A 23252-nucleotide genomic window follows, 5' to 3' on the forward strand; every position below is an offset into this window, starting at 1 on the left:
TATGCCGGCAGTATCGGCGATCAATGTGTCAAAGAACTGGGGTTCCGTGAGTGCGTTCAGCGGGGTGAGCTTTGATGTTCCTGCGGGCCAGGTGGTTGCCTTGCTAGGACCTTCGGGTGCCGGAAAGTCGACCATGCTGCGCTGCCTCAATCATCTCGACCGCATCAGCTCCGGCAGGATTTATGTTTATGGCGAACTGATCGGTTATCAGGAAACCGCTACAGCATTGCATGAGCTTTCCGATCGTGAACTCAGCCGCCAGCGGCAAAAAATTGGCATGGTGTTTCAACACTTCAACCTTTTCCGTCACATGACGGCGATCCAGAATGTCATGAGCGGCCCTGTGCATGTCTTGAAGCGTCCGAGAGCCGAAGCCGCTGAAGTTGCGATGGCGCTGCTCGACAAGGTCGGGCTGAAAACGAAGGCGGATTCCTACCCTTCAGCGTTATCTGGCGGTCAGCAACAGCGCGTTGCTATTGCCCGTGCTTTGGCAATGCAGCCTCGCGTCCTGTTGCTTGACGAACCCACGAGTGCACTTGATCCGGAGCTGGCACAAGAAGTGGTGGTCACCATTCGTGCACTGGCCGAGGAAGGCCAGACTATGGTGATCGCGACCCATGACATGGCGATTGCCCGTGATGTCGCGGATCGCGTGATCTTCATGGAAGGCGGGCAGGTGGCTGAGGATGCGCCTTCGGCAAAATTCTTCACCAATCCAGACAGCGAGCGGGCGCGACAGTTTCTTGCGCGGGTATTGCCTGCCTCTACAATGCCCGGATGATTCGGAGACTGAAAAATGGCGGCAAAGAAAGAATCTGGCGGTGAGCCTATCGGAAAAGATGTTCGGACTCGCATCCGCAGCATGATTCTGGGCTCAGAGCTGAAGCCAGGCCAGCGCTTACTCGAAGAAGAACTGTGTGAGCGGCTTGGCGTTGGTCGCACGCCGGTTCGCGAGGCTCTTTTGTTGCTGAAAGGCGAGGGACTGCTCGGTCCGGGGCGGGGATGGGTTGTCGAGAATGTCGACCGCAGCCAGATACGCGCCATATTCGAAAGTCGTGCGGCCATTGAAGGGGCAACAGCGCGGCTCGCTGCCCGTCATGCATCATCGGAAACCTTCGATGAACTTCAGCGCCTGATTGAAGCCATGGAGCCGGGAGAGGGGATGACCCGCCCTGAACTCAATCGCCTGAACAATGAGTTTCATAATCTGATCGTAGACAGTGCAGACAATATGTTTCTGGCGCAGTTCCACGAGCGAACACAGTTTCACTACTGGATGTTGCGGGTTCCGATCCTGTTTTCGAATGAGGAAGTGCAGAAGACAAATCTCCAGCATCGAAAGATCGTCGATGCTTTGATTGCGCGCGATGAAGATCAGGCCGAGCGGGCAGCGCGTGAGCATGTTGAAAAGACCATGGCGATCGTCGAACCGGCAATCCAGATTTAGCCTGACCTAGTCAACACTCTATCCCCTGATGAACGCCAACTCCCGGTTTCTGAAACCGGGAGCAGTGAAAACTATTGTCAATTTTCCAATATCGAGAAATCCACATGAACACTATCTTCCAGAACCTTCACCATATCTGCATCGTCGTCAAAGATCTTGAGAAGGCCGTAGCCTATTATGAAAGCCTTGGGGTGGGACCATGGTTCGACTACCCTAAGTCGGGCGAGTATCTGGAGTTTGAGGTTCCCAACAAGGAAGCATCCAAGGCTATGCGCTATAAGTGCGTGAACCTTGACAATGTCCAGGTACAACTGTGCGACCCCGGTATTCTGGACTCGCCGCAAAAGCGGTTTCTCGATGAAAGGGGTGAAGGTGTTTATCACCTCGGCTTTGAGGTCGAAGACCGCGACGAAGCCGAAGCGCGTGGTCGCAGCCTCGGCTTGCCAGTCATAGCTCGAGGCAAACGGACAGATGGCGGTGGCTTTTGCTACTTCGATACGCGCAACGAGGCAGGTGTCGTTCTCGAAGTCCGAAAGTCCTGAAGTGCGACCATGATTGCTCACTACGTCGCCACCCTTGGCAGGGGGATAAGTCCACGAGTGCTTTGGCAGGGCAGGGAGAGCCTTCTCCTGTGCCTGCTGGCGATGGCACTCTTTGCGACTTCGGATGCAATCGCCAAGAAGCTGTCAGTGAGCTTTCACCCCATCCAGATAGGTTGGTTTCGCTATCTCGCGGCGGCGACGTTGTTCGGTGTCCTTTGTCTGCGAAAAGGATTGCCAAAACCAAGCGCACGACCGGGTGCCCAGATCATACGCGGGTTTGGCATGGCGGGTGCGACGATCCTGTTGGTCATGGCGCTGAGGTTGCAGCCCATGGCCGAAGCCACGGCGCTGGTCTTTCTTTCCCCGGCATTCGTCACGCTTCTATCCGTTTTTCTGTTGAAAGAACGCGTGAACTGGTATCGTTGGCTTGGAGTTGCAGGCGGATTGATCGGGGTTATCGTCATTCTGCGCCCCGGCCTGGCTGCCTATAATCCAGCAGCACTGTTTTCCATCGCCTCCGCGGCTTGCTGGGCAACGGCAATGGTGATGACACGCAAGGCCGTTCTGGTCGATTCACTTGAAACGACACTGGCATATTCGGCAATGAGCGGGCTTGTGATACTTTCAATCGGCCAACCGTTTGTGTTTGTCGTTCCCGATTGCTTTGAAGGCGCCATGTCCGTGCTGATGGGGGTGCTATGGCTTGCAGCGCATGTGGCCATCGCCATTGCCTATCGCAGGCCAGAAGCACAGCTTTCCCGCCTCGCACCTGTTTCCTATACCCATCTGATCTGGGCGATAGGGCTGGGCTACCTTGTCTTTGGCTCAATACCGGACGCACTGACACTGCTTGGGGCTGCTGTCATTGTATTGAGCGGATTAGCGACTTTCAGAATGCAAGCTGCAACAGACAATAGCCCAAAATAAGCCAGTCCAATGGTACTACAGTTACGGGTACCTAACAGGAACCTAACTTACTTCCACATGCTTCGCATCCGTGCGCCAACATCTATGCGGACATCACGCGCGCTGCGTTCGCTCGCAGAGGCGGAAACTTTCGGCCAACTCGTCTTCTCAAACAAATGAAGCAATGAGCTGGGTATGAACCGCGTGCGCGAAGCATAAACGTGTCGGTCACCCTTCACATTTTGACCATAGGTAAAAAACCGCTGTGGTGTGATAAGCGTGAGTTTGTCACGGGCTCGCGTCATGCCGACGTAAAGTAGACGACGCTCTTCTTCCAACTCGGCCGTTGTTCCCGCTCCTAGATCCGATGGCATGCAACCATCGACAACGTTGAGCATGTAAACGGAACGCCATTCCTGCCCTTTGGCGGAATGGATGGTGGAGAGGATCAGATAATCCTCGTCAAGAAGTGGCACACCTGCCTGATCGCTCGTTGCATCAGGAGGATCAAGCGTCAGTTCGGTGAGGAACCGCTCGCGGCTTGGATAGCCATTGGCAATCTGCTCAAGTTGAACCAGATCTGCTTTTCGCGTATCGGCATCTTCGTGAATACGTTCGAGATGCGGTTCATACCAGTTGCGTGCCAGACCGATTTCTCCCGGCCATCCGCCTTCGATTTTTCGAAGACTTGAAAGTAGATCGATAAAGGCCGGCCAGTCGTCGCCACTCCGGGGCGGTGGTGGAATTTCGGCGAGCGATTGGAGCGGTTCGGGGTCCGTGGCAATTGTGTCGAGAATCTTGCCAGCCGTCTGGGGACCAACACCAGGTAGCATCTGCAAAAGGCGGAAGCCCGCAACACGGTCACGTGGGTTCTGAGCAAACCTCAAGGTAGCAAGCAGGTCTTTCACATGCGCGCTGTCGAGGAATTTCAGGCCACCGAATTTCACGAAGGGGATATTGCGGCGGGTCAGCTCCACTTCAAGCGGGCCACTGTGGCTTGACGTGCGAAATAGTACCGCCTGCTGCTTAAGCGTAACGCCTACTTCTCGATTTGCCAGGACCTGCTCGACGATATAGTTCGCCTGATCGCTCTCGTCTCGCACCGTCACGAGCATTGGCCGCTGTTCGGATTGACGATCGGTCCAGAGGTTCTTGGTAAATCGCTCGCGGGCAAGATCAATCACGCCATTAGCGGCAGCAAGGATCGGCTGCGTTGAGCGATAATTGCGGTCAAGCGTGATGATATCAGCAGGTCTCGGCGAGAACTCTTGCGGAAAGTCGAGGATATTACGAATAGTTGCGGCGCGGAAGGAATAGATGGATTGAGCATCGTCACCGACGACCGTCAGACCACGACCACTTGGTTTCAGCGCCATCAGGATTGATGCCTGAAGACGGTTCGTGTCCTGATACTCATCGACCAGAATATGATCGAAGCGGTTGCCAACATCGTCAGCAAGCTCTGGGTCCGACATCATCTGTGCCCAGTAGAGCAGAAGATCATCGTAATCGAGCACGTTCTGGTGCTGCTTGGCCTCAACATAGGCAGCAAAGAGTTGTTTTAGCTGTTCCTCCCAGCCGAGCACATAGGGATAAGCGTTCTTCAGAACTTCGCCGATTGAAGTTTCGGAATTGACCACGCGCGAATAGATCGCAACACACGTGCCCTTGGTTGGGAAGCGGCTTTCCATTTTCGAGAAACCCAGTTCATGGCGAACGAGGTTCATGAGGTCGGCACTGTCTTCCCGGTCGTGAATAGTAAAGTCGGCGCCTAGCCCGATCTGCTGGGCATAAATTCGCAGGAGCCTTGCACCCATGCCATGAAACGTTCCTGCCCATGCAAGCGCATCGGTCATGACAGCCGAATTGTCGCCAAGCATTTGCTTGCAGATGCGCTGAACCCGCCGCGCCATTTCGGACGCGGCCCGGCGTGAGAATGTCATCAACAATATCCGGCGTGGGTTGGCGCCGTTAACGATGAGATGAGCAACACGATGCGCCAATGTGTTTGTCTTGCCCGATCCCGCGCCAGCAATAATCAAAAGCGGGCCACCAATCGCGCCATTCGGCATGGCAATGCCATGCTCGACTGCCTCGCGCTGGCGATCATTCAGTTTTTCCAGGTAGGCCGCTGCCATGTGTCCTCGTCACGCATGCATCTTCTGATCACCGGATCACGGATTCTCCGCCGAAGCGCTCATCTGACATATTCATTAGAACATTAGGAACAAAAAAGGAACGGTCTGGTGCGTGTCTGAATGGCCTTCTGCAGTTGAAATATGGTTCGCATGGGCAGGGAGCGTTGTTTTTATGCCTGACAATCGAATGGTCCAGGGTGTCTGAAAAGAATGTTTGCAAAGAAAGCGGCCTGAAGCTTAGTTTCAGTAAACGCTAAAACTTAAAGGCCGGAACGGAATCTCGATGAGCACAGACGGTATTTCTTCGCTTCCCGTTTCACAGTCAGTTGTCGGCAAACTGACGAAAGCGGCAATTTTTCTCATTGTGATGATTAACCGGGGATCAGAAGCTGAAGTGGCCGTGCGTGATTTATGCGCGGACATCTCCAGTTTGGTTCGCGGTGTTGGATTTCGCCGACTGGATGGCCAGCTGTCCTGCATAACAGGGTTCGGATCTGAAGCGTGGGACCGTCTGTTCGGTGCACCAAGACCGAAGGAGCTGCATCCGTTTCGCGAAATTCGAGGCGTGCATATGGCAGTAGCTACGCCCGGCGATATTCTCTTTCATATCCGTGCGAGTAGCATGGATCAGTGTTTTGAACTTGCAAGCCATCTCATGGAGCGGCTTTCGGGCCACGTGTCAGTTGTCGATGAAGTCCATGGTTTCAAGTTCTTCGATGATCGCGACCTTCTCGGCTTCGTTGACGGCACGGAGAACCCTGTCGACCAAGCTGCCTTATCCGCGACAATTATCGGTGCGGAAGATCGGGATTTTGCCGGCGGCAGCTACGTCATCACGCAAAAATACCTGCACGATCTGGACAAATGGAACAAGGTCACTGTCGAGGAACAGGAGAATATCATCGGCCGGCATAAGCTTTCCGATATCGAACAGCTTGAGTCACAAAAGAAGCCGTATGCCCACAACGTCCTGACGAATATCGAGGAAAACGGGGAGCAGCTTCAAATCTTGCGTGACAATATGCCGTTTGGTGAAGTCGGCAGAGGTGAGTTTGGCACCTACTTCATCGGTTTCGCGCGCTCTCCATCTCGGATTGAGAAAATGCTGGAGAATATGTTTGTCGGGAATCCACCTGGCACATACGACCATATTCTCGATTTCAGTCGCGCGGTAACTGGTTGCCTGTTCTTTGTGCCGACGCTGACATTCCTCGATAATGTCTCTTGAGCTGCATTTAATCGCTCTCGCTAGGCATCTTGATCAAGTACAATCCCGTGCGGGCAATGAGCGCCAGCCTATCGATACTATCGTTTACATCGTTTACGATCTTGACGTTCCGCGCTCAGGCATCAACCATTATGGGTAAGAGTTCCAGTTGCTCTATAAGATACATTGCTACTACCAGCATCAGTGATGCCGCAAATATGGCTCTGTTGCAAATTTCGATTTTGGCCAAAAATGACGGTTGGTCGGGACGACGGTTACCTAGCAGCTTGACGATTCTCTAGACTCTGAGTGAGCAGTGCTACAGCCTCCGTCAGTGCGCTCGGTCCTATGCCGAAAGCCCGTTCAACGATGCGAGCTTCTCCACGGACATCGCCAGTGAGATTGAAAATCGCTGCTTGGCCCTTGCGTAAGGCGCGCATCACCTCGAATCCCTTGTCGTTGCGTACGCCGTTTTCAGCGTCTTGAATCCTCTCACAGGCTTGATCAATTGTTTGAGCTTGCCGTGATCGGCCTCGACGACATTATTCAGATATTTGACCTGCCGGTGTATAAGCTCTCCCGGGCATTTGCCTTCGACCTTCAGTTCCGAGATCGCGATCCCGTAGGTCGGCGCCTTATCGGTATTGATGACCGTTGGCTTTTCCCAATCCTTCAAGCCATTCAAAGCCTTGCCGAGAAATCGCTTGGCTGCTTTGGTATTGCGCGTCGGCGACAGATAGAAATCGATCGTGTTGCCGAACTTGTCGACGGCCCGGTACAGGTATGGCCATCTACCGCGAACTTTGACATAGGTTTCATCGACACGCCAACTCGTCGATTGCGGCCGACGCCAATGCCAGCATAGTCGTTTTTCAATCTCTGGCGCATATTTCTGCACCCAGCGATAGATCGTGGAATGATCAACAGGCACGCCCCGTTCACCCATCATCTGTTCAATATCCCGGTAGCTGATCCCATAGCGGCAGTACCAGCGGACAGCCCAAAGAATAATTTCTCTCTGAAAATGACGCCACTTGAAATCGCTCATGAACAGCCTCGCTGAAAATATTCGGCGTTCTTTCCGCGATCAGCCGATTTTTTGCAACAGAGCCAGTTCCAGTGCGTTTGGCAATGGCGCGTGCCCGGGATACGCCACCAACGTCAGGTGAGATGACCACCGCGCTTTTTGCCCTGAAACGTGCTTCGATATCCAGCGTCATAACCGGAGCTGAATAGAGATTATCAGTCGGTATATCGAAGAATCCCTGAATCTGATCGGTATGAAGATCAACGGTTATAACCCGGTTGACGCCAGCGCCGGTGATCATGTTCGCCACCAGTTTTGCCGAGATTGGTGTGCGTCCGATAGTGCGCCTGTCCTGACGAGCATATCCAAAATACGGGATGACGGCGGTGATGCGCCGAGCGGATGAACGGCGGAGTGCATCAGTCATAATCAGCAATTCCATAAGATGGCCGTCTGCAGGCGTACTTGTGGATTGTATGATATAGACGTCTTCACCCCGAACATTGTCATGAAGTTGGACGTGCACTTCCTGGTCCGCAAAGCGCGTAACTGTGCAATGTGTAAGTTCAAGGTTTAGGTGGGCGGCGACAGCTTCAGCAAGGGGACGGTTCGAGTTTCCGGTCACAAGTTTCATTCGCACGATCCTAAAGCACAGCGCTAAGAATGAAGTCCGCTTAATACACGACTGAAAGCAAACTGATACAGTCAACGGTTCTGGATTACTCTGCGCCCATATCTGCTTTACATGACGATTGCATGTCAGGTTCGTAATTGTGAAGCGAGTATCACTCTGAAACCGGACCGAGCGCTTCGGGCCTCATAACTGTCGTCCGTTCCGTGGTCATTAACAGACAAGAGCGTGCTCTTTTGACTAGTACCGACTGTGAACTCTAGCCAGAATTCGGAACGCTCCTTCTGCTTGGCGATGTTCATCAGCCCATCAGCGTCCAGGCGATAAAATACTTTGTCTTCATTCGCTTTAGATCCGAGACGATCATAGAATGAGCGGGCCTTAACGTTGTCGTAGGTTGTCATCCAATCCATGCGCTGGAAACCTCTTCCTAATGCTGACTGGGCCAAGGCTTGCATAAGAGCGCGACCAACCCCGCCCTTTCGGGCAGCTGATGTGACAAAAAGCTCTTTAAGATAAAGACCAGCCGCAATACCCGGTCCAGGATAAAGGCTTACCAGAGCGAAGCCGAGAACAATTTTATTCCCGTCTTCTGCCAGCCACACCTCAAAACTGGTGGGCATGTTATCGATATCCGCAAGGATTTCGTCGCGGGATTGCGCTGGCAGACGATGGAATGACTGAAGCTCAGCGATCAAGTCGGCAATGATGCTTTTGTCGTCGGGTCCAGCGATGCGGCAGTTTATACCCATGTCAGTTCGCCTCTCTGGCTTTTGGCTGGGTATGTCTCTTCGGGAAATCTTGAAACTATTGAAATCAACATGACGTTCTAAAATAGCGTTCTAACTGCGACGGCCTTATGACGGCTTGGCTTATCGTTAACTCAGGCGTTATGGGGAAACAGACCGTCTGCTGTGGGCCCCAAACCTGCCGTTCGTCAGCACTTTTAGATTTGCACATTCACTTAGAAGTTAGAAACCGACACTGAGCTTGGCGTTGAACCCGTGTTGTTTGGAGCCGGATGCGAACTGGCCGTTATATGAGATGCCGAGTGTGGCATCGTCGGTCAGCTTGAAATCAAGCCCTGCTCCGATGAGAGCTGCATCTTCGGCGATCGGAAGACCGAAGGCCGTGAAGGCATCCGAGCCGATGAAGCTAGCGGTGGAAACCGGCGTGATGTCACCATAGGCATGTCGCCAGCCAAGATCGGTTCGTGCTGTTGCCGTGATGCTGCCCAGAACAAACTCTGTCGATGCGCGGAGGCCGAGTGTTGAGAAGCTGGTATCCGTCGTGCCGGACTGAACGGTTAGAGCTGCTGCGGTTTGTCCCTTTTCATCAAATCCGTCGGTTTTCAGGCGAACATAGGCAAGACCCGCATAAGGCTCGAACAGGGCTTTGCCATAGTGAATCTTATAGCCAAGTTCGCCAAAGAGCTGGAAACTTCCGGCATCATAATCGCCGGCCAGACTATCGGCAAAGCCGGGGAAGGCGACAGAACGGTTCATGTCGACATCATGCCATGTATAGGCAAGTCCGGACCGGAACGCCAAGGCATGGCCATTGTTGAGCGTCCATTCGGTTCCCGCATAGGCGCCGAGGGTATAATTATCGCTGCTGCCCGATGAAGCGCGATCATCCACATCGAAGCTGGAATGGCTGTAGCCTGCCAGAAGGCCGAGACGCCATGTGTCGAGGACCGCACCATCAATACCGGTGACAAAACCGCCAACAGATGATTTTACAGCGCCCGCATTGCCGTTCTCGTCCTGTCTTGTCCATGCGCCATAGGCATAGCCCCAGGCGGTATAGAGATTGTGTGTCGGAGCAATGCCGCCAGGGGCCACGGCATCAATAGCGGAGGCAGAAGCCGAAACATCCTTCTGCGTTCCGGCATAGGACAGCGCATTGATCGGCGTTGCCGGAGCGCCGCCAAACGCCTGCTGCAAGCGCCCAAGGGCTGCATTGCGGATAAACCGGCTGTCATCAATCATAACGCCCGTGGCGGAAGCATACGCCTCGCCGGAAAGCCCGCCGAAGGCCGCACGCGCCTCATCGGCCGACAGCATCAACAGGGTATTGTACAAGGCCAGTGACGAACCCGTCTGCGCCAGGGTATCCAGACCGCCTGCGGTTGCCAGCTGATTGCGGGTCTGGGCCACAGTTGTGAAGAGGGCAGGGGAGGGCTTTCCGGGGCCAGGTGTCTCGGGTTCTGTCGTGCCCGGGTTGGATGGTTCCGGACCTGTGGGATCTTGTTTGACGGCGATCTCTAAAAGAACATCATTTGCCGAATAGTTGACACTCAGATCGAGAAAAGCAGATCTCGAGATTACGCTTCCAAACGTCCCGTTGATTCCGCTATCTGCGTGCAAAATGGTATAGTTCTGGCCGCTTTGATAACTGGTTTGCGGATCGATGGCGGTAACGGAAACCGTACTGCCAGATATTGTGGCCATACCGGTGACACCCACAATATCAGAACGGCGATTTGAAGCGCCATTTGCCGCAATTTCGACCTCAAGGGCAGAGCCAGGCTGAAGCGTCAGATTGCCATCTACGGTCAGGATGCCGATGGAATTGCCGGGCGACAGGATGCCGCCCGACTGAACTGTGGTCTCCCCGACCGAGCCGTAACCGCCAAGGATGGCGCCGGATAAAACGGTGATATTGCCGCCGAGCGCAGCGCTGCTGTTATTGACATCGCCGACGATTAGTTTGCCATTTGCAACTGTCGTCGTGCCACTGAAAGCGTAGTTGTCACCATTGAGGAGAAGCGTATCAGCACCATCCTTGACGAGCTCACCACCCAGCAGACTTTCGAATTGGCCCGAAAAACTACCGCCATATACGTAAAGAGGATTACTCGTCCACGATACCGTTCCGCCACTGCCGGGCGTTGTGTCCTGCAAGTTGCGAATTGTGCTGCTGAATGTAGATAGATCAAGCGTTGCCCCTGACGCCACACGTGTTGCAAATGCGGAAGCTACGATACTACCCAATGTGCCATTGCCGTTAGCAAGGCGTCCGTACGCAACAGTTATGGTCGCATCAGAGCTTGTCAGGGCGCCTTTAACGTCCATGACCACCGTACCAGCTCCATCAGCTGCACCGATCACCAAATCGCCTTGCAGGTAAAAACGCTGGCTACCTGAGCCGTTGAGCCATAGTTCGGTGCCCGTCTCCGCACTGATCGTGCTCGTTGTACCGCCGGTAACAAGATAGCTGTTGAGCGTGGAATCTCCTGCTGCAAAATGCAGTCGGCCCCCGTTGAGGGTGACCATGCCTGTGCCCAGCGCATCGATGACACCGCTACCGTCTGCATGCTTGGCGACGAGCGTTCCCGCCGAAATTGCGGTTCCGCCGGTGTGAATATTGTTTCCAGTCAGAGTAAACGTGCCTGTGCCGGTTTTAATCAGTTGACCGGTGCCCTGAATGAGGCCGCTAAAGGACGTATCTGAGTTATCTGCCCCAGTCGTTAGAGTTGCGCTACCGAGACCAACGGTTCCACTTCCCGCGAGAGAACCTATGCCTTGATTGAAATCATTGAGATCAAGTACACCGCTGCCGAATACTACATGGGCGCTATTGGTCGAAAACGTATTCACGGAACCGGCGCGCAATATACCGCCATCAATATTGGTGGTACCGCTATACGTGTTGGCTCCGCCGAGTATCAGCGTGCCGACGCCGCTCTTCTTGACCGACCCAGTGCCTGTAATCATAGCGCCAAGCACAGAATTATCCGTAAAATCAGCGATGATCTGAGAGTTCGATTTATTGAAGTGGATTTCCTGCGCCGTTACCGAACCAGCTAAACCGGTATCACCAATGCGCAATACACCGGCGGCCAATCCAGAGTCGCCATAGCCCAGTTCAAGGAGGCCTGTGCCCCCTACCGATAATACACCTCCATTTGCGACAGTAAGCTCGCCGTCGCCCCACGCTCCTACAACCATTCTGCTGCTTGTTGTTGAAAGGTTGACGGTTAGTGTAGAGCCCGTCCCGTCGACGAGAACCGATCCTTCATTGATTCCGTCGCCGATAAATAGCCGGTCAGTTTCTACCGAGCCGCCTGAAACTACTCGCATAAAACTTGTAGATGAGATGCTGTTCTGTCGGCCAATGCTGATCAGGTCCGTGGCAACCAGACTGCCGCCATTACTCACCGTCAGAATATTGCCTTGGTCGAGGTAAAGTTTGTCAACCAGTGCAGTGACGCCCGTCCCTATAATTGGCTGATTAGCACCCGCAACCACTTGGACAACTGACGCGATGTCCGCGTTTCCTGGAATGTTTCCAGACCAATTTGCGGCATTGTCCCATTCATTACCAGCGTTTCCCGTCCACGTCGTTGTTATTTGTTGAGCGTGAGCGGGTCGAATCGATGGAAACCAAAGCAGCACAGCCGTGCAGGATAGGGTACAGATCCATACCTTAGCGGGCGTCTTAATATCCCAATACTTCAGAAAGTAGGCCGAAGAGAGCCAAAATCTGCGTCGTAGAGTTGAAAAAGATGTGCCAGCAAAGCTGGTTGTCGAGAATTGTCGCCCCATTTCATGCCCCCTGCAACGCAGCACGACACTGCGATGCTGCTTTGTACATCAGCAATTGCTGCACTGCCAGCAGATGTTGTGGGTTACGACAGGATAAAATCCCAACAGCGTTCATTTATTAAGTAAAGTAAATCGATGATTTACCCCAATTCAACGTCTTTCACGGTTCACTGCCATGTTCTCACGACAATAGCCGCGACGCCCTCCCGCTGCGCCGTTTTGCGTCGTTGTAATAGTCGGACGCCTGCTGCACGGAGCGATGGCGAGATTGTTCCATGGCTTCAGGCAACGGAATGCCACGATTGGCCGCTTCGGTGAGATAGCCGGAGCGCAAGCCGTGGGCGGAAAACTCACTTGGGTCGAGGCCTGCCATTTGCACACGCTGTTTGACAATCTGGTTGATGGCGCTTGGTTCGAGCGCTCGCGCCGCAACATTGCCCCAGCGATCGACTTTTCGAAACACACTGCCCTTGTCGATCCTGGCTGCTTCCAGCCAGCGGGTGAGGGCTTCGACGGGTCGGCCGGTCAGATAGACGGTTTCGTCCTGATCGGTACCACTGGTTTTGGTGCGACCAAGATGGACGCCGAGAGAGGGCAGGGGGGAACCGTCCTCATCGGTGACAGGGGGCTGTTTGACAAGCTGTTCTACGCGCAAGCCGGCGACTTCGCTGCGCCTGCGCCCGCCCGAGGCAAAGGCTACCATCAGGATAGCCCGGTCCCGCAAAGCGGTGAGATCCTCGCCGGAACAGGTTACCAGCAGCTTGCCCAGAATATCGCCGGTAATCGCATTGGCACTCTTGCGGCTCGCGGCCGGTTCAGGGCGCGCACCGCAAGCCGGATGGCCGATTTAACGGCAGGCGAGGAAAACGATCCTTCCACCCCGCGCCAGCGGGTGAGCGTCGACCAGTTGGCAAGCCGACGACGGACGGTGGCCGGTGCATGCGGTCCGGCCGCGCGCAAAAAGCGTTGTCGGCGCAAGTCTGCTTCCACATCGGCTGGCATGCCGTGATCGGGTTCGATCTCGCGTTGCTGCGGCCGCCACAAGTGATGCGCGACGAATTTCAGCAACAGGGCTTCCGGCGCCGGGAAGGGCAGGGGGCTACCGGTTGCGGCCAGCGACCAGGCTTCGAGATAGGCCAGATCCGAGGTCAGCGCGCGCAGCGTGTTTTCGCCCATGCCTTCATTGACCAGATGGCGCAGTGTTTCGACGTCCTGATCGGTCAGAAGATCCGCCAGCATATCGCGGCGATCCATCGGCAGTAGGGCGGCAATCGTATCGAGCCTTTCGGCGCGGCGTTCGACGGCTGAAACCTGGGCTGATGGCACGGGCAAAACTCCTTGATTGCGCTGAAAGCGGCGTTCTGCGGCACTGCTTTGCCCTGACTTTCACCGATTTGGGCCTCGAAATCAATCACCATCGATAACCTATACTTATCGGGTGTTAGAGCCCAACCTAACAGCATCAGCAGTGCCGGACAGTAAATAATAACTGGTGTCCGTTTGAGAATTTGTTTATCATATTTTCAATGGGTTATGACCTAGACGATTTGCCCCTGAAGACCTTGCTGCAGCCGCTGGCGCGTCTCGATGAGCGTCTTGCCCGTTCTCCGGTCGGCACAGGGCTGATCGAACGTTTGCATTTTGCCGATGCCTGCGCGTCGCTGTGGCTCGACGGCGAACTGGTCGAGATGGAAGATCTCGTACTGCATGAAGCAGCCCCCGATATCCGCTCGCCAAGCCACCAGCTCACCATCGCCCGCGACGTGTTGCAGACCCGCCGGCGCATTGCCACGCAGGCGCCGGACTGGGCACTGAGCCCGAACGGCTTGCGCAGTCTCCGGGTTGGTGGGCAGGCGTGGCCTGCACCATCTCCTGGTGGTGGCATCTTCGCAGAACCCCAAAACGCCGGGGTGCACGATGCGGCGGTCAATCGGCGGGATCAGGACGGGGAAGGGCGGAAAAATCGTTGGGATGACGGGCTCGATCTGCCCGGCATCAATCTCGATGCGATTGACGCGGTTCTGGCACGGTCCCAAGAAGTTCTCGCCAAAGCGAGACAGCCGCAGCGGTTGCCGAAGCCGGAAATTGACCCGCTGATCCGCGACCCCGATTGGGATGAAGAGGAACGGCTGGAGGAATGGCGAACCGTGTTGCGTTCGATCCGCGATCTGCCGCCGGTGTTGCAGGCACTCTTGGCGCTCGATGCCTGGAACGAGCTCGCAGTTTTGCAGCGGGCGCCGTGGCTGGGTCGTTTGTTGGCGTCATCCCTGTTGCGGCGCAACGGACTGACCACGAAGGCACATCTGCTGGCCTTCAATGTCGGCCTGAAAACTATCCGCGTCGAACGGCGGCGGCATCGCAATTTTGAAACCCGGCTCACCGCCAGTCTCGAGGGCCTGATGGCCGGGATTGAGCTCGGCTTCAAGGAACATGACCGGCTGCTGCTGGCGCGGCAGATGCTGGAACGGCGGTTGACGGGCAGGCGAGCCTCGTCCAAACTGCCCGGTCTGATCGAGCTGGTGCTGGCGAGGCCCCTGGTTTCGACCGGAATGATCGCCGCCGAACTCGACATCACGCCGCGGGCGGCTCTGCGGATCTTCGATGAGTTGGGCTTGCGGGAGATGACGGGGAGGGGGAGGTTTCGGGCATGGGGGGTACTTTAGCGGGCCAAGCTACACGCGAAGTATCGCCAGCACTTCCGGAGCCGTTTTGCTCAGTCCAAAATAAGATCTCTTCGATATTGGTAGCTGACCACGCGTATCGGAGACGTGCGCTCTAGGGGATTGCAATGAACACCGCGGCTATTGATAAATTGTTCGCCTTACAGCCCTGTGCAGGCGACGACCACTTCCCTTTTCGTCTGATCAAAGGAGGCGATTCCAGCGGCGTTATCTTCTATGGAGCGGTCCGCCTTAGCTCGTTTCCCTGGGACGGCGGCGGCGGCCGAACGGATATACACGACATCTTCGGATTAATGTGGGCGGCCGCACTAAGAGCAACAGGAGCGTCGTCGCCTGAAGTTTGGCTCGATGTCGGAATGGTAGGCGCGCCCGAGATCTATAGTCGGTTCATGTTTTTCACCCAGCCGTTAGCTCGGCTCTAGGAGAAGATAGAGAGTAAGCTGGTTGGGCCACGCCTTGCAGCGCACACCGCCTGGATTGCGCATATACTATGGGATGCGTTTCACTTCGGCCCTGCCGACGTTGTCGAGCCTCGTTGGTGGGAAGAGCCGAAACCAGAGTGGATCGCGGGCCTCGAAGACCTTGTTCTGGGCTCAAGTGATTGGATCTGGATCACAAGAGAGAACCCGAACTGGGAATATCTCGTCGCTGGGGACAATTCGGTGTCGATCGTGCGCCTTGAGCCCGATGCGCGAGATGCGCTTGACGAGTTGGCATCCTACTATCAGCCGCAGCCGACAATTCGCAAAGGAATGGAAATCCTAAGGCGGGTTGAGGGTTCGGTAGATGCGCACAAGGTCATGACCATCCCGGTGGACTCCCACTGCGTGCTAATCGGACAGCGTACCATCGTCGCGCTCGCCGGGCGATTCGACGCGGCGCGGTTCAATGAGCTTCAGGCCAAATGGGAACGCCAGAATGCAGAACAATCGGCGATCTTTCTCGTCGGCGTACGGTGGATTTGGAATACACCTCTCGACCCGACGCGGTTCGAAGCATTGGTTGATGCCATCCTCTCCGAGGAATCCGGCCTTGAGTGGGTGAGGGCGGCAGGTCCCTCATTCGAACGGGATCAAGGGCGAGATCTTATAGCGGAGTGGGTAACGCCGCCGGGGTTGCCTGGCGGAGATGTGCATTACGAAACCGCCGTCAGAAGACGAAAAGTCATCGTCCAAGTGAAGTCGCGCAAAAAGACCGTCGGGAAAAGCGATGTCCAGGATGTGCGAGATACGATCGAGCGCCATAACGCCGATGGCTTTTTGCTTGTCGCTCATCCAGGATGGTCGAACGACCTATTCAACTATTGCGAGGGACTGGCACAGAAAGGCATTTGGGTCGACGTGTGGGGACCTAGTCATCTGGAGGAGCGTCTTCGGGCTCGCCCGTACATTGCGGAGAGGTTCGCCGATCTAGTCCGGCGAGCAGATTGCCTGCACCGTCCCGCAAGCCGGCGTATGGGGTCGCTTCCTACGGTCGAGCTGCCGCTACGCATGCCTTTTCTAAATAATATTCACCATTGATGCCCCAAGAGGTTGAATAGCAGTTGCAGTAAACACTCGAATCCTTCATTCCTTCTGACGATTCGCGTCTGAATGTTTCCGACGCGGCGGAGGCACTGTGACTACCCGGGCTGTCCGGCGGCACACGGCTCGGGGGACTAGTTTTGGCGCCGAAGATCACCGAGATATTGGCTCGCGTGCCGCTAGATCGGCTGAAGCAGTTGGCGGGCAAGTCCTCCGTCGAGCTGCTAGGGCGGCTGAAACCCCAAGCGGTCAGTCAACCGGGCTTAGCTGAATTTTTGGTCCACACGTCCGGTGAGGCGGCTGCCCTCATGGACCCGGCAATCCGGGAAGCCGTGATCGAACGGTTAACTGTTCCTGAGGCAGTAGAAATCTGCCAGGTCCTGCGGCTACCGACGGCCGATCCAATCCCGACATTGCGGGGTGCGGTTACCAATCCAGCAAAGCTTGAGAAGTTCCTGTCGTACTTTTCATTATCGCTGGCGACGAGCTTTGCAGAATCGCCAGTGACAGCTAGCCTTCAGGCGGCGCCCAACGACCTGCTGAGGCCGCACCAGACGGCTGGGTATCGTCAGCTGCGGCAAGCCCTCAATGTGCCGGACGCGAAAGTGCTGGTCCATATGCCGTACGGCGCGGGTAAACTGAGGATGGTGGCAGTAACGGCTGCCGACCTGTTCAGAGCCGAGGCCGACGGCAAGACAATTCTCTGGTTCGCGTCGGGTGAGCAGCTATGCGAGGACGCATTCGAGGAGCTTGTCGCTGCTTGGGAGAAAATTGGGACTAGGCCCGTTACGGTGACGCGCGCCTTCGGCCGGGAACGTCTTCCCGATTTGTCGAACGTTGCGGATGGAATGTTCGTTTTCGACGTCGAGCAATTCGTTGCTGGCGTAAGTGTCGTTGATCCGGAGCTGGCACCGTTTGTAAGGCGCGCTTCGGTCGTTGTTCTGCACGACGCCTCGCTGCTAGACATTCCGCCATTCGCCGACGTCTTCCACGCGATGGACAGGGTAGGTGGGTTGCGCGTCGTCGGGATCTGTCCGAGTGACAAAGAGGGGCTTCAGGCCATCGGGCGCTCCGCATTTCTTACGCTTTTCGGCACGAGTGTTGCGATTGGGGATGGCTCTCCTGTGCGTGCCTTGTTCGAGGCGAATGAGGTTGATGCTCTCGAACTCGAGCTTCTACGGCCGAAATCGACATACGAAGTGCCGAAAGTGGGTGTATTTGACGTTACTGCCGAAGAACACCATCGGCTCGCACAAGACATGTCGAGGAACGCTGAACTCGTCGACTGCATTGTCAGTGAGGTGGCAGCCGGCGGCAACGTGGTTTTCTTTGCCTCGACTGCAGAACAGGCCAAGACTTTCAGCGGCATCCTTTCGTTTTACGGCAGCACCGCGATAACCGTCACAAGCGAGATGCCCTCCGACGCCCGGCTTCAACAAATTCGAAGGTACCAGCTACAAGACGAAACTCAGGTCCTGTGTGTCCATGAGGTTCTCATCTCGGGCAAAGATGTGCCCAAGGTCACTGCAGTGGTTATTTCAACGCCGATTGTCTCCGCCACCAAGCTAAGTGAGACCTTCGGCCGACTGGCGAGCGGAAGGTCGGGGGCGCAGGGAACGCTCAAACTGATCATCGTCGATGATGGGATACCCGGATATCCGGAGTTGGTGAAGGCAACGACACATTGGAGCGAGACGACAAAATGACTTTCGATGTGATACCGCAAAACCTTTCCATCTCAGCAATGAGATCATCGGGGTACAAAGACACCGCGCATGCCATCGCCGAACTGGTGGACAACTCGATCCAGTCAGGTCTGGAAAGTTTCGGCACCACCACGGTAGAGCTTATCTGCGTCGACAAGCCACCGACCGAGGGCGGGCGAACGCGCTTGTCCAGGATCGGTGTCTTCGACGATGCGGCTGGAATGGATGCGGACACGTTGCGACGTGCTCTCCAATTCGGCAACGGAACGCACCTCTCCAAGAGCAAACAGAAGGGGATCGGCAAATTCGGGATGGGTCTGCCGAACTCGTCCATTTCCCAGTGCAAGCGCGTGGACGTGTGGAGTTGGCGTGACGGAAAAATCCTGCATTGCTATCTGGATGTCGGCGCCATTGAACGAGGCGAGATGACCCAAGTCCCTGAGCCCACCATCGATACGTTGCCGACGGACTGGCTCAGCATGATTGCGTCCCGTGTGCAGTCTCACGGGACGCTCGTCGTATGGAGCCATCTGGACCGCGTTTCCTGGAAGCAGAGCAAGACACTCCTCCAACACACCGAATTCATCGTTGGTAGGGTGTACAGGAAATTCATCTCGCGTGGTGAGACCAAGATCCGACTGGCGTCCTATGAGGAGATTTCCAACTCCGTTCTGAAGCCGGGGTATAACAGCCAAGTTCGGCCCAATGACCCGCTGTATCTCATGGCGCCAAGTAGCAGCCCCGCGCCATATGATCAAAAGCCCGCGTTTGAGTTGTTTTCGGAGCCGTTCACGATTCATGTTGGATTTCGCGGTGAAGAGCACCCGGTCAAATTAACGGCATCGATTTGCCAACCCGAGGTTCGGATCGGTGGCGGTGATAAGCCGATCGGTAAGCATGCGCGCAAGAATCTCGGCATATCGGTTGTACGCGCAGGCCGCGAGCTTGAGCTAAACCGCAGTTTCGAAAATAATTATGATCCCCGAGAACGTTGGTGGGGTATCGAAGTAGACTTCGAACCCGCGCTCGATGATGTCTTCGGGGTCACCAACAATAAGCAGGCTGCGACAGGTTTTGTGCCTCGATATCTAAAAGAGGACGCGGCGGCGGAGGGCATGACGGCCGAGCAATACCAAAACCTCCTCGAAATAGACGAGGACCCGCGCATGCCGATGTATCTCATCAGCGCGGAAATCGAAAAGCTCTTGCGAAAAATGCGCAGGACGATCCGCCAGATGAAGGAGGTCGAGAAGGCCGAGAGCGAGGCTGAAGTCATTGGGTCGCCCGCTGAAATCGTTGCGACGGAATCGGTCGCTAAGCGCCGTGCCCTCCGCGGTAACACCGGCCAGAGTGATAAGCAGGAAAGCGAACCGACAGAGGAACGGACCAAAGCTATCAGTGCGCAGTTGGAAACGGATGGGATCGACAAGGCGGTGGCCGATCAGATCGCCGTCCAGTATGTCGCCAAGGCACTTAAATACCGCTTCCGACATGCCGATCTTGGGGGAACGAGCTTCTTCGATGTTAACGCAACCGGCGGCTTGATAATGATCACGCTAAATACCGGCCATCCCGTTCATTCACAGCTTTTCTCGGATATGCCGGAAGAGGGCGAAGCTCACGCGGCGAGCGACGATCCGCGCCTTCAGCAGCTCCTGCTGCTTCTGGCTGCTTGGGGGCGGATGGAGGACGAAGCGAATACCGCGAAGATGAGGTCATTGATGATGGAGTTCCGTCAGACTTGGGGTGGCATCGCCTTGGATTTCTTCGACGAAAGCGAGGAATAATGCACCCTATTTTTTTTGCTGATCGGATCGGGGCTGTCCATGGGCGGACGTGAGGCAATACGGGGCTTTGCCATTCAAACCTTGCTTGCGGTTCTCGAGGCATTAGACCGCAAGCACAACGACTGGCAGTCAGTAATTATTGAGCCGGACTCCAGTAATGACAAGGTAGATATCCTCTGGCGTCACGTCGGTCGCACACGCGCGCAACAGGTCAAGTCCTCGAAAAACCAGATGGGTAGGGGCGAGGTTGAGGGTTGGTGCAAGGACTTGGCGGATTCGAAGGACGCGGACGACTACGAGATTCTACTTGCCGGACCGATAGCTCAGAGTGTTATCGACGACCAGCCGTTTCACAACGTGCGCGTCCCGACGCCTAGGGCTCTCGATACTCTGGCCCTCATGGAGCAGGCGAGCAATAGGCTTGACGCGTACCTCACGGAGAAAGGTGTTCCGGGCGTTCCATATGCCGTTCGCGCGGACATCGTAGATTTGCTTGCCAGCAAAGTCACGGATGGCGCGATCTACGGCCGAGAACACACGCGAGAGCAATTTGACGGAATGCTGTTGCAGTGGGTCGCGGCGTCCTACCCACAAGCGATCGAGCAGAAGCTCGCGGCAAATTGCGAGGTCCTCTGGGATATCGTGGAGCTACATCAGCCAAAACAGGCAAGTGTTCGCTCCTTCGAGCTGAAAGTTCCGGTGACGATCGTCAATGGCGGCTTGGGAGTGGCAATCGTCGAGTGGTTGGTGATGAAGATAGTCGGCCCTGACGGCGAGAGGCGCTATGAGCCACAACATCCCGCTGAATTCGCTGTTTTGCCCGGGAGTAAGGAAGCGCTGTTGCTGGAACTGTCACCGACAGCTCAAACGGGCTTTCAAACAGGAGAATGGTCGCTCGGGACCCATCGGTTTCAACTCTATATCAAAATGAGGGGCGTTCCTCCCCGACTTGTGAAACAGATTGACCTCGTCATCGGAGAAGAACATCGAGCCGTCCTTTCGGGAAGCACCGCACGATTGGGGGGGGCTTCGATAGATCTTCTTTGATTAAGCAGGAGACCTAGAGGGGCAAGGAGATCGGGCAGCCCACTCGTCGATGTGTTTTTCCGCTGAGGTCATTTTCACAAAGCTCGCGAAAAATTTCAAAGGTGCGTCGGAAAACCACGGAAGATACAAATGGCTGGTTTGGGTAAGTAGTTCTCTATCAACTATAGGCGAATCAATTCTCTGACTTAAATTGGAAGAGATTTTGGAGGCGGGGCTTGTCAGATACACCTTCGGTTCATGCGTGGGTTCGTTTTCTTAGAAACTACGGGCCGATCCCTACAAATGACAATATGTATGACGAGACGATACAGCGCGCGCTCCGGCGGCATAAGATCCGGCCGATTGCGCTTCCCGCGCCACTTCGCGACGAGCTCGTTGAAAACTTTCGCGGCCCTTCGCCAGTCTCGTACATCATCACCGGGACGGCCGGTGATGGAAAAACATATCATTGCCGGGAGGTCTGGATCGAGCTCGGGGGCGACGTGAACCTCTGGAGCCAAGGCGCCAAGGTTCAGCGTCTGGACCTTGGCGACAGCCACTCCCTCGTGGTCGTCAAAGATTTGAGCGAACTCCGCGATGACGAAAGTGCATCGCTGATCGCTGAATTCTCAGCCGACATCGCTGACCCGGCTGCCGCAACATCCTACCTCCTTGCAGCCAATCACGGGCAGCTGCTCGAGAAACTCAAATCCGCGCCGAAGACGCCTGAAATCGAGCGGGCGAGCCGGGTTGTCGAAGACCTATTGGTTACGGGCATGACCAACGACGGCGGAATTCGTCTTGAGCTCAGAGACCTCAGCCGATCTCCGGCGGCTCAGATGATAACGGCGATCATCGAGGCGATAACCGAGCACGAAGGTTGGCAGGGATGCGACGGCTGCTCCGCGCGCAGCGACGACTCTATCTGTCCCATCTTCGAAAATCGCCGAAGGCTCATGGGCGTCGGCCAAATGGATCCCTTCAAAAAGCGACTAGCCGCGGTCATTGAACTCAGCGAGCGCAACGGAAGCCATTTTCCGGTGCGTCAGCTCCTGGCGTTGATCGCCAACAGTCTCCTCGGTCATCCCGACGCCCGGGACGGATTGATGACATGCGCCGACGTCCCTGCACTGCAGGATGCCGGCCACCTCGATTTAGCAAGCATCTACCGCAATATTTTTGGTGAGAATCTGAAGCCGAGCAGGGCGGAGAAGACGGAGCTTTTTCGGAAGCTCAATGCATTCGGCATCGGCGCGGAGACGAGCAACCGGGTTGATAATCTGCTCGTTTATGGCGCTGACGATCCGGCCTATAAGGTCGACTACGATGAACTTGTCGTCTCGGATTCTGTGTACGGAGCGACGGCCGCATTCACCAGTGCTCAACGCACTTACCTCGAGGGCGCGGATCCCAATGAACGCACTGCGTTCCTTGTAGCGCTTCGCGCCCAACGGCAGCGCCTGTTCTTTACGATGCCGGACTCCAAGATCGACGAGTACGATCTGTGGGACCTCAGCGTGTTCCGTTATGCGGGCCTGTACCTCGAAACAGCACAGAAAATCTCTGCCGGACAAGCGGCTCCCCGGCAGGCGCTTAGTATGATCGTTCGCGGACTGAATCGTATCTTCACAGGGATGTTGGTTCAGAACCAGGATGAGCTTGTGCTTGCGACGTCTGGCAGCTTTTCGCAGTCGAAGCGCAGTCCGCTGCTCGACGAAATCATCTCCGTGCCTCGTGCGAGCGGCGAAGAGGTCAGCATTGTTCCGGACAAAGCCGGCCGAAACTTCGGAGTTTCGGTCAAGCTCGTGCGCGGTGGCGAAATTCCTCCGGTGTTCCTGGCATTGTCGCCGACCAGGTTCGAGTTTCTCGGGCGCGTCGCCGAAGGTGCCCTGCCCAGTAGTTTTTCGCTTGAGTGCCACGAAGACCTACTCGCCTTCAAAGCGAGGCTGCTGCGAGAGACCGAAAACCGCCGCAAGCTCGATGGCGACGACGTGACGGCAGACGGAGAACTTGTTCTGCGGTTTATCGATATCAATTCCGATGGCCGCGCTCAGCCGCGACGCGTGATTGTGCGAGTATGA

At 55.6% G+C, this 23252-nt stretch carries 15 protein-coding genes and 3 pseudogenes; 12 read left to right on the forward strand and 6 right to left on the reverse strand.

Annotated features, from left to right (window positions below):
* The first annotated feature begins 46 nt into the window (after positions 1-46).
* The 4 genes from FGI60_RS06225 (at position 47) to FGI60_RS06240 (ending at position 2916) form a co-directional block, all read left to right on the forward strand.
* Positions 47-781, forward strand: a complete 735-nt coding sequence (locus FGI60_RS06225; RefSeq protein WP_328592645.1) for an amino acid ABC transporter ATP-binding protein — start codon at positions 47-49, stop codon at positions 779-781.
* Between the two features lie 15 nt (positions 782-796).
* Complete coding sequence (locus FGI60_RS06230; RefSeq protein ID WP_078340242.1) at positions 797-1447, forward strand: GntR family transcriptional regulator; 651 nt, start codon at positions 797-799, stop codon at positions 1445-1447.
* 104 nt (positions 1448-1551) lie between these two features.
* Entirely contained in the window at positions 1552-1989 is a 438-nt protein-coding gene (locus FGI60_RS06235) for a VOC family protein (RefSeq protein ID WP_138784403.1), read from the forward strand.
* Positions 1990-1998: 9 nt separating this feature from the next.
* A complete protein-coding gene (locus FGI60_RS06240) occupies positions 1999-2916 on the forward strand; it encodes a DMT family transporter (RefSeq protein ID WP_138784404.1) in 918 nt (305 codons plus the stop codon).
* A 47-nt stretch (positions 2917-2963) separates the two neighbouring features.
* Here FGI60_RS06240 and FGI60_RS06245 read toward each other — a convergent pair whose 3' ends face one another.
* A complete protein-coding gene (locus FGI60_RS06245; RefSeq protein WP_138784405.1) occupies positions 2964-5033 on the reverse strand; it encodes an ATP-dependent helicase in 2070 nt (689 codons plus the stop codon).
* 283 nt (positions 5034-5316) lie between these two features.
* On the opposite strand from FGI60_RS06245, the gene FGI60_RS06250 reads away from it, so the two are divergent.
* Positions 5317-6261 carry a Dyp-type peroxidase gene (locus FGI60_RS06250; protein ID WP_138784406.1) on the forward strand — a complete coding sequence of 315 codons (945 nt, stop codon included), beginning with the start codon at positions 5317-5319 and terminating at the stop codon, positions 6259-6261.
* Positions 6262-6515: 254 nt separating this feature from the next.
* On the opposite strand, the pseudogene FGI60_RS06255 reads toward FGI60_RS06250, so the two are convergent.
* The 5 genes and pseudogenes from FGI60_RS06255 to FGI60_RS06275 all read right to left on the reverse strand — a co-directional run bounded on the left by FGI60_RS06255 (position 6516) and on the right by FGI60_RS06275 (position 13702).
* A pseudogene (locus FGI60_RS06255) lies at positions 6516-7288 on the reverse strand (IS6 family transposase).
* Positions 7289-7361: 73 nt separating this feature from the next.
* A pseudogene (gene prs / locus FGI60_RS06260) lies at positions 7362-7901 on the reverse strand (ribose-phosphate diphosphokinase); the annotation flags it as partial.
* 125 nt (positions 7902-8026) lie between these two features.
* Positions 8027-8650, reverse strand: coding sequence for a GNAT family N-acetyltransferase (locus FGI60_RS06265; protein ID WP_138784408.1), 624 nt, complete (start codon positions 8648-8650; stop codon positions 8027-8029).
* 219 nt (positions 8651-8869) lie between these two features.
* Positions 8870-12448 (reverse strand): autotransporter domain-containing protein, encoded by a 3579-nt coding sequence (locus FGI60_RS06270; protein ID WP_138784409.1) that lies wholly within the window; start codon positions 12446-12448, stop codon positions 8870-8872.
* Positions 12449-12629: 181 nt separating this feature from the next.
* Positions 12630-13702 (reverse strand): annotated as a pseudogene (locus tag FGI60_RS06275) (site-specific integrase).
* A gap of 263 nt (positions 13703-13965) precedes the next feature.
* Between FGI60_RS06275 and FGI60_RS06280 the strand changes: the two are divergent.
* The 7 genes from FGI60_RS06280 to FGI60_RS06310 all read left to right on the forward strand — a co-directional run bounded on the left by FGI60_RS06280 (position 13966) and on the right by FGI60_RS06310 (position 23252).
* Positions 13966-15111: an RHE_PE00001 family protein gene (locus FGI60_RS06280; protein WP_138784641.1), complete on the forward strand. Its 1146-nt coding sequence runs from the start codon at positions 13966-13968 to the stop codon at positions 15109-15111.
* A gap of 125 nt (positions 15112-15236) precedes the next feature.
* Complete coding sequence (locus tag FGI60_RS06285; RefSeq protein ID WP_138784410.1) at positions 15237-15551, forward strand: hypothetical protein; 315 nt, start codon at positions 15237-15239, stop codon at positions 15549-15551.
* A 240-nt stretch (positions 15552-15791) separates the two neighbouring features.
* On the forward strand, positions 15792-16649 hold the full coding sequence (locus tag FGI60_RS06290; RefSeq protein ID WP_138784411.1) for a restriction endonuclease: 858 nt from the start codon (positions 15792-15794) through the stop codon (positions 16647-16649).
* A gap of 143 nt (positions 16650-16792) precedes the next feature.
* Positions 16793-18358 carry a DEAD/DEAH box helicase gene (locus FGI60_RS06295; RefSeq protein WP_138784412.1) on the forward strand — a complete coding sequence of 522 codons (1566 nt, stop codon included), beginning with the start codon at positions 16793-16795 and terminating at the stop codon, positions 18356-18358.
* Positions 18355-20145: an ATP-binding protein gene (locus tag FGI60_RS06300; RefSeq protein WP_138784413.1), complete on the forward strand. Its 1791-nt coding sequence runs from the start codon at positions 18355-18357 to the stop codon at positions 20143-20145. Before FGI60_RS06295 ends, FGI60_RS06300 begins: the two co-directional genes overlap by 4 nt.
* Before the next feature lie 39 nt (positions 20146-20184).
* A complete protein-coding gene (locus FGI60_RS06305) occupies positions 20185-21192 on the forward strand; it encodes a hypothetical protein (RefSeq protein WP_138784414.1) in 1008 nt (335 codons plus the stop codon).
* Positions 21193-21407: 215 nt separating this feature from the next.
* On the forward strand, positions 21408-23252 hold the full coding sequence (locus FGI60_RS06310) for a hypothetical protein (RefSeq protein WP_210238411.1): 1845 nt from the start codon (positions 21408-21410) through the stop codon (positions 23250-23252).

Source organism: Brucella haematophila (assembly GCF_005938105.1).
In the GTDB taxonomy this organism is placed as follows: Bacteria; Pseudomonadota; Alphaproteobacteria; order Rhizobiales; family Rhizobiaceae; genus Brucella; species Brucella haematophila.